The 7,618-nt window shown below is 68.6% G+C and carries 8 protein-coding genes; 6 read left to right on the forward strand and 2 right to left on the reverse strand.

Features of this window, described 5'->3' with window-relative positions:
• From AC14A7_RS04275 to AC14A7_RS04285, 3 genes are all read left to right on the forward strand, one after another.
• On the forward strand, positions 1-2,680 hold a 2,680-nt coding region (locus AC14A7_RS04275; protein ID WP_484006649.1), incomplete at its 5' end, for a lamin tail domain-containing metallophosphoesterase family protein.
• Between the two features lie 30 nt (positions 2,681-2,710).
• Positions 2,711-3,136 (forward strand): hypothetical protein, encoded by a 426-nt coding sequence (locus tag AC14A7_RS04280; RefSeq protein ID WP_484006650.1) that lies wholly within the window; start codon positions 2,711-2,713, stop codon positions 3,134-3,136.
• A 1-nt stretch (position 3,137) separates the two neighbouring features.
• On the forward strand, positions 3,138-3,488 hold the full coding sequence (locus AC14A7_RS04285) for a hypothetical protein (RefSeq protein ID WP_484006651.1): 351 nt from the start codon (positions 3,138-3,140) through the stop codon (positions 3,486-3,488).
• 92 nt (positions 3,489-3,580) lie between these two features.
• Here AC14A7_RS04285 and AC14A7_RS04290 read toward each other — a convergent pair whose 3' ends face one another.
• Together AC14A7_RS04290 and AC14A7_RS04295 are read right to left on the reverse strand one after the other, a co-directional pair.
• The gene (locus AC14A7_RS04290; protein WP_484006652.1) at positions 3,581-4,483 is read right to left on the reverse strand and encodes a DUF559 domain-containing protein; all 903 of its coding nucleotides are present in this window, start codon (positions 4,481-4,483) and stop codon (positions 3,581-3,583) included.
• 60 nt (positions 4,484-4,543) lie between these two features.
• Positions 4,544-4,927 (reverse strand): DoxX family protein, encoded by a 384-nt coding sequence (locus AC14A7_RS04295; protein ID WP_484006653.1) that lies wholly within the window; start codon positions 4,925-4,927, stop codon positions 4,544-4,546.
• A gap of 90 nt (positions 4,928-5,017) precedes the next feature.
• Between AC14A7_RS04295 and AC14A7_RS04300 the strand changes: the two genes are divergently transcribed.
• From AC14A7_RS04300 to AC14A7_RS04310, 3 genes are all read left to right on the forward strand, one after another.
• Positions 5,018-5,455: a hypothetical protein gene (locus tag AC14A7_RS04300; protein ID WP_484006654.1), complete on the forward strand. Its 438-nt coding sequence runs from the start codon at positions 5,018-5,020 to the stop codon at positions 5,453-5,455.
• Positions 5,456-5,534: 79 nt separating this feature from the next.
• Positions 5,535-7,124 carry a phosphoglycerate dehydrogenase gene (gene serA, locus AC14A7_RS04305; RefSeq protein ID WP_484006655.1) on the forward strand — a complete coding sequence of 530 codons (1,590 nt, stop codon included), beginning with the start codon at positions 5,535-5,537 and terminating at the stop codon, positions 7,122-7,124.
• Between the two features lie 101 nt (positions 7,125-7,225).
• A complete protein-coding gene (locus AC14A7_RS04310) occupies positions 7,226-7,600 on the forward strand; it encodes a YciI family protein (RefSeq protein WP_484006656.1) in 375 nt (124 codons plus the stop codon).
• Positions 7,601-7,618: the final 18 nt, after the last annotated feature.

The raw sequence follows: 7,618 nt of genomic DNA on the forward strand, positions 1-7,618 counted from the left end.
GGCGACCATCGGGTCGCAGAACGCGACCGCGGCCACCACGGCGGAGCGCACCGGCGTCGTCATCTCGGAGTTCGCGCCATCGGGCCCAGCCGCCGGCGACGACGAGTTCGTCGAGCTGTGGAATCTCGGCTCCACCTCGGTCGACATCGGCGGCTGGCAGCTTTACCGCTGCACCGCGACCGGCCGCATGCGCGGCGACACCCTGCAGACGACCATTCCCGGCGGCACGCGGCTCGGGGCTGGCGACTACTACCTCATCGCGTCGAACGCCTATACGGGAGACGCGGATGCCCGCTACGGCACCGGATTCGCCGACATCACCGCGGGCGCCTACCTTCGCACCGCCGGCGGAGCCCGGGCCGACGGCGTCGCCGTCTCCTCCTACGCTGACAGCGCCTGCCAGCAGGGCGACGAGAAGCTGCCGGCCGTGCTCGACCACGTTGACGCCCAGTCGTACCAGTGGACGGCCAAGGGCTTCGTCATCGCGGAGCGCACGCCTGGCGCAGCAGCGGGGCCCGCCGCGCTGCACGACGAGTTCCGCTACGGACACGTGGCCATCAGCGAGTTCGCGACCGACCCATCGACGAGCGACCTCCCCGCGGGCTCGCCGCAGCACAACTACGTGGAGCTCGGCAACTACGGGAGCGAGGCGGTCGACCTGTCTGGCTGGACCATCCGTCGATGCGAGCAGACCGGCATCCGGTCGCGAGAGCTGCAGCTCACCATCGCCGCGGGAACGACGCTCGAGCCGGGAGACACCTGGATCGCGGCGAAAGAGGGCACCGGCCTCGCCGCCGATGCGACCTACGGCAGCGCATTCAACTTCCTCGGCTCTGGGGTCTGGGTCGAGAACGCCACGGGCCGCCGCGTCGACAGCATCGGCGTCTACGCGATGAACGAGATGGACGAGAGCAACATCACCTGGAGCCCGTGCTCGAAGGGGATGCCGCTCACCACCTACCAGCCCGACCGCTGGCTCGGCGAGACCTTCCAGCGCACCCGCTTCACGGGAGTCGACGCCGACGACTTCATCGTGGCGCCCGCGACCCCCGGCGTGATCGACGAGGTGCCGTGGCTCGACCCCGCGGCCAGGGTGGAGGCCGACCCCGTCGTCATCGCTGCCCCGGCGCCCGCGGCCATGACCTCGCTGCCCGCAACGGCGGAGACGGCGACCGTGCTAGAGGCCTGGGGCGGCTCGAGCCCTGCGCCGCTGACAACGAAGGAGATCGACGGCGAGACCGCCCTCGACCCCTTGCTCGTGCCGGATGTCGTCGATGACTCCTTCAATTTTCCGTACCTGCGGCTCGTGCTCGACGGGAGTGCGCTCCGCGAGGGCTCCCGGGTCTACTGGAGCGGCAGCGCTGCCGGTCGGTCGGAGCTGCAGCTGTCGGTGTGGGCAGGCGAGGCGTGGCGGCTGCTGGATGCGGCATCCGGTTCCGACGTCCGCCTCGGCGGCGCCATCACCGGCGACGAGATCATCGACGGCCGCGTCGAGCTGCTCGTGCAGTCCGGGCCGAGAACCGAGCCGACGATCGCGGTGAAGCGCGACGCCCAGCTGCAGGCCCCCGCCGACTACGACCTCGCCATCTCGCACATCACCGACACGCAGTACCTCACCGAGAGCTACCCCGAGGTCTACGCGCAGCTGGTCAGCTGGATCGCCGACAACGCGGATGCGAGGAAGATCGCCTTCGCCACCCACACCGGCGACCTCGTGCAGAACTGGGTCGATCCCGATCAGTCGACCGACCGGGCGGTCATCGAGTTCGAACGCGCGTCGGCGATCCAGGGCATCCTCGATGAGGCCGGAATCCCCACCAGCGTGCTTCCCGGTAACCATGACAACAAGCGCGGCGTCGACAACTCCCTGTTCAACGAGTACTTCGGGCCGGAACGCTACCCGAGCGCCCACTCGATCACCGAGGGCGACAACTCGTCGAACTACACGGTGTTCGAACACGACGGTGCGCGGTTCCTCATGCTCTCCCTTGCGTACGCCTACGGCGACCGCGAGATCGACTGGGCCGCGGAGGTCGTGCGAAGCCACCCAGACCACAACGTCATCCTGTCCACTCACGAGCACGTCACCCCGAAGACGCTCTATGAAGACGCCCATGTCTCCGTCAACTCCCGCTGGATCTCGCGTGGACAGGATCTGTGGGATGAGGTGATCGCACCGAATCGCAACGTCGTCATCGTGCTCTCTGGTCACTTCCACGGCCTCGGGCAGATTCGCACAGAGAACGCCGGCGGCATCGAGGGGCACACCGTCGTCGAGCTGCTCGCCGACTACCAGGAGTTCCGCACCCACACCGGTGAGCGCGCGACCGGCTTCCAGCGGCTGCTGCAGCTCGACCTCGCGAGCGGCTCTGTCGCGGTCGACACCTTCTCTGTTCGCCTCGACGCACCGTCGAGCTTCGAGTACGACTACAAGCAGTTCGTGCCAGACACCGGGCTGTCGAACTCGGCATCGAACGCACGGCCGTGGCGCATCGTCGAGTCGGGGCTGCAGGGGCGGTACACGGCCGACGACGACGAGTTCGTGGCGACCGTCGCGTTCCAGTACCCGAAGCGGGTCGCAACGCAATCGCTGGATGTCGCACCGCCCGTCGCTCCGCCGTCGCCGTCCGCACGCGGTCGCGGTCGCGACTATGCCGGAGTCTTCCACGCGCTCAGTTGACGCCACCCACCCCGCTGCTATGGTTTCGCCATGACCGCTGACCCCGACGACGAGGCCCTGCGCTGGGAGGGCGACGCCGACCAGACCTACGTGCCGACCGCCACGCCTACGACGGCCCCGCCGGTCGTGCCGCCTGCGGCTGAGGCGGTTGCGGCAGCCAAGCCAGCCACGGGGTCATTCCTGCTCATCACCTACGGCATCCTCGCCGGCGCGTACCTCATCTACACGATCGGCTGGATCGTGCCGATCGTCACGCACACTCGGGCAGAGAACCCCGACCTCCTCGGCGAGTTCATGGTGCGCCTCGCCCAGGTGCTGGCGATCGCAGCCCCGGCCATCTGGTACGGCGCCTCGCTCCTTCTGACTCGCGGCCGCCGTCCGATCATCCGACTCCTGGCGCTGCTCGGCGGGCTCGTCGTGCTGCTGCCGTGGCCATACCTGCTGCTGGGGGTCTGACATGACCGAGACCGCCACTCCCGCCCGTCACGTCAGCGCCGTCACGCTCGCGATCTCCGCCGCCTTCGGCCTCTTCTTCGCCTTCGCCGTGTGGGCCGCGGTCGGCAACACCATCCGCTTCACGCGCGCCTGGGCTGAGATCGAGCAGGCCGCTCCTGGCTGGCTGTTCGCGCTCGGCATCCTGATTCCTGTCGGCCTCTACGTGCTCGCCTTCGTGCTCGGCCGCTACCGCGGGCCGCTCGAGCTCGCGGTGCTGCTGCTCACGGCGCTCGCGGTCTCCTCCGCGCTGAGCCTCGGGCTCATGGCACTCGTGCAGCTGTTGTTCACCGACCTCGTGCTGAGCCTGCGCTAGCCTCGCGCCCTGCCTGCGCTAGCCTCGCGCCCTGCCTGCGGCGTTCATGTAACGCAGATCGACCTTCGCGCGCTCTGGAAGGTCGGTTTGCGTTACATGAGTTGCCGGGATCCGGCCGAGAGCGCCGACCGCACCCGCTCGACGGTGTGGGCGCGCCCCTGCAGCAGTCCGCGAGCCCGAACTCTCACAACCCTCCACTCCGCGGCGATCGCCCTGTCAATGCGGGTCATGTCCTTCTCGTACTGTCGAGTCGACGTGCGGTGCTGGTCGCCGTCGTACTCGACAATGACGCGGGCCTGGTCATAGACCATGTCGAATCGCCCGATCCAGCGGCCGCGCTCATCGACGATATCGACGCCGAGAGCGGGCTCTGGCAGGCCCGACCGCACGAGCAGCAGTCGCAGAACTGTCTCCTGTCGCGACTCAGAGCCCTGCCTGACCAGAGCCAGCGCGCGACGGGCAGCACGGTTTCCCGGCGACCGCACCGCACAGGCGGCCTCGAGCTCAGCGAGCGTCGCCCACGGCCTGACGTCTCGCGGGTCGAGCTCATGCGGTTCCAGGATCAGGGCGTCGCCAACCGCGACCAGATCGTCCTCGTCGAGAAGGGTGGCGAGCTCGACGAACATGGCACCGGGGTTCGAAACCGCCAGGCCGTGGCGCAGAGTCGACTCGTCGCGCAACGACGTGTGCCCGACTATGCCGTTGCCTCGGGCAGGACCACGGCGCGCCTCGTGCGACTGGGCCACCGTCACATGAATCGGATAGTGCGATCGCGGCAGCGGAACGGGCCACAGCAGCCCGGCAGACAGGTGGCTGAACCGCTCGCCGGCACGCAGGAGCGGGGCATAGTCGACGATGCCGCGGCTCTCCGCGGTGCGCACACCGTGGTGCGGTCGGGCCAGATCGGGACCGCGGAGGCGGCCCTCGCCGAGACCTGACTGCCCGACGAGGAAGGATCTCGCGGCAGCGTTCGGCGGCAGCGGGACGCGAGGCATGGAGCGAGGATGCCGGAGGTCGCGGTCTGGCGAGCGCGGCATCCACACCGCAGTCGCCCGCTAGGCAACCGCCACGAACACCAGCAGCCCGATGAGCGCCAGCTGCGCCACGAGCCGCGGCCAGAACGGGATGGCAGCGCGGCCGAAGCGCTCCGGGTGCTGCGAGGCGTAGGCGTTCGCCGGGAACACCGCCACGAGGAAGACGATGAGCGCGACGGCCGCCGCGACGTGGGTCAGCGGCACGAGCAGCCCGATCCCTCCCGCGATCTCGCAGACGCCGGTGAAGCGCACGAGGCTCTTACCAGAGCGCAGCCCGGTTCCCTTCAGGCGGGGAGGGATGATGGCGGCCATCCCACGGGCAACCGACGGCACGAAGTGGGCGACCCCCATTCCCGTGAAGAGGATCGCGAGCACGATGGTCACTGCGGCACTGGCGACGTCCATTCGGCAATTGTGCCGTGTCATCCTCTGGGCTGAGACGACGACGACCCGCGGCCGATGTCCCGGCGCCACGGCTGCGAACACAATCGACCCATGAGACTTCTCCCCGTCGTGATCCCTGCCGCTGCCCTCCTCGCCCTCTCGCTGACCGGATGCTCCGCCGTCACCGACCTGCTCCACCAGGAGCAGACGCGGGACTTCGACGACCACGAGGCCTTCGCTGCCGAGTGGGATCGGGCGATCACTGCAGAGTGGGTGCCCGGCGACGCGGTGGCGATCCACGTGCGCGAGTCGCTCAACGGAGAGACGGCGATCCTCGGCTTCACGAGCAACTCGCCGCTCGACCCCATGAAGTGCGCAGAGACAGAGCGCCTCTCTGGCCCCTCCTTCGGCGACGACTGGGCACCGGAGAACGTCTATGTCGAGCGCATCTTCGCGTGCGGCGACTGGGCGGTCATGGCAACCGACGACGGATGGTTCGGGTGGACGCCGAGCGCGCCAGGCGAGCAGGAGGTCGCACCCTCGCCGTAACGCGCACAGGGGGTGCACTAAACTCGCAGGGTTGCGCGAACAGCGCACCCCTCCTCCCGCACCTGAAGGACTCGATTTCGTGGCCAAGCCGATCGTGCTCATTGCCGAAGAACTATCCCCAGCGACGGTCGAGGCTCTCGGGCCCGATTTCGACGTGCGCACCGTCGACGGCACCGACCGCGCCGCCCTGCTCGAGGCGCTCGCCGACGCGAGTGCGGTGCTCATCCGTTCCGCGACGAAGATGGACGAGGAGGCGATCGCCGCCGGCCGCCAGCTCAAGGTCATCGCGCGCGCTGGTGTCGGCCTCGACAACGTCGACATCAAGGCGGCAACGACCGCCGGCGTCATGGTCGTCAACGCGCCGACCTCGAACATCATCTCGGCCGCAGAGCTCACCGTCGGCCACATCCTGTCGCTCGCCCGCCACATCCCGGCGGCGCACGGTGCCCTTGCCCAGGGGCAGTGGAAGCGCTCGAAGTACACGGGCGTCGAGCTCTACGAGAAGACCATCGGCATCATCGGCCTCGGCCGCATCGGCGCGCTCATCGCGGCGCGCATGCTCGCCTTCGGCACCCGGGTCGTCGCGTACGACCCCTATGTCACCGCCGCCCGCGCCCAGCAGCTCGGCGTCACGCTTCTCACCCTTGAGGAGCTGCTCGCGCAGTCCGACTTCATCACCATCCACATGCCGAAGACGCCGGAGACCACCGGCATGATCTCGACGGAGCAGTTCGCGCTCATGAAGCCAACCGGCTTCATCGTCAACGTCGCGCGCGGCGGGCTCATCGACGAGGACGCCCTCTACGCCGCCCTCAAGTCGCATCGCATCGCGGGCGCGGGCCTCGACGTCTTCGTCAGCGAGCCACCCACCGACTCCCCGCTCCTCGCCCTCGAGAACGTCATCGTCACCCCGCACCTCGGCGCGTCGACCGACGAGGCACAGGAGAAGGCGGGCGTGAGCGTCGCCAAGTCGGTGCGCCTCGCGCTCGACGGCGAACTGGTACCGGATGCCGTCAACGTCGCCGGGGGAGTCATCGACCCGACGGTGCGCCCCGGTATCCCGCTCATGGAGAAGCTCGGTCAGGTCTTCGCCGGCCTCGCCGACAGCCCTGTCACGAGCGTCGATGTCGAGGTGCGTGGCGAGATCGCCGACCTCGATGTCAGCGTGCTCAAGCTCGCGGCTCTCAAGGGCATGTTCACGAACATCGTCTCCGAGTCGGTCAGCTACGTTAACGCCCCGCTGCTCGCCGACCAGCGCGGCATCGATGTTCGCCTCGTCACCGAGAAGGAGAGCGAGGAGTACCGCAACCTCCTCTCGATCCGCGGCACGACGAGCGACGGCGCCAACATCTCTGTCTCTGGAACCCTCACGGGCACCAAGCAGATCGAGAAGATCGTCGAGATCAACGGCTACGACGTCGAGGTTCCCGTCGCGAAGCACCTCATCGTCATGATCTACGCCGACCGCCCCGGCATCGTCGCGATCTACGGCAAGGAGTTCGGCGACGCATCCATCAACATCGCCGGCATGCAGATCGCCCGCCAGAACGCCGGCGGCCAGGCACTCAGCGTGCTGACGATCGACTCGCCGGCACCAGAGGGCCTGCTCGAGAAGGTGCGCGTCGCGATTGACGCCGACCTGCTGCGCGAGATCGACGTCACCGACTAGGCACGCTAGACGATTGGGCCCGCTAGAAGAGTCGGCCTGTCGATTCCGCCTTTCCCCGTTCGTCGCCCTGCTGTAAGCAGGACGCAACGTCAGGAGGGGCCATGGCCCACGAGTACCTCATCTTCATCATGGAGCGCACGAGCGACTTCGACGGCTTCACGACCGAGCAGGAGGCGGCGCTCGACGAGCGCCACCGCACCTCCGTGAAGTACGTCGAGGATGCCGGAGGCGCGATCATCGACGGCGCGCCGCTCGAGAACCCCGAGCCCCTCGATCGCTTCACCCCGCAGCCCGACGGCACCGTGCTGCGCACCGACGGACCGTTCGCCGAGTCGAAGGAGGTCGTGCTCGGCTACTACCGGCTGCGCGCGGAGAGCGACGAGCAGGCTCGGGAGTTCGCCGCCAGGTGCCCGACCGCGCGGTACGTCGAGCTGCGGAAGGTGTACGCGCCAGGCGCGTCGATCACCGACCGTTAACGACGAAGTGGGGGGGAG

It is taken from the genome of Conyzicola sp., assembly GCF_057073975.1.

Bases quoted from the DNA above. Each gene is read 5' to 3' on its own strand.
- AC14A7_RS04280 (WP_484006650.1), top strand. From the start codon at position 2,711: ATGACCGCTGACCCCGACGACGAGGCCCTGCGCTGGGAGGGCGACGCC.
- AC14A7_RS04285 (WP_484006651.1), top strand. From the start codon at position 3,138: ATGACCGAGACCGCCACTCCCGCCCGTCACGTCAGCGCCGTCACGCTC.
- AC14A7_RS04290 (WP_484006652.1), bottom strand. From the start codon at position 4,483: ATGCCTCGCGTCCCGCTGCCGCCGAACGCTGCCGCGAGATCCTTCCTC.
- AC14A7_RS04295 (WP_484006653.1), bottom strand. From the start codon at position 4,927: ATGGACGTCGCCAGTGCCGCAGTGACCATCGTGCTCGCGATCCTCTTC.
- AC14A7_RS04300 (WP_484006654.1), top strand. From the start codon at position 5,018: ATGAGACTTCTCCCCGTCGTGATCCCTGCCGCTGCCCTCCTCGCCCTC.
- AC14A7_RS04310 (WP_484006656.1), top strand. From the start codon at position 7,226: ATGGCCCACGAGTACCTCATCTTCATCATGGAGCGCACGAGCGACTTC.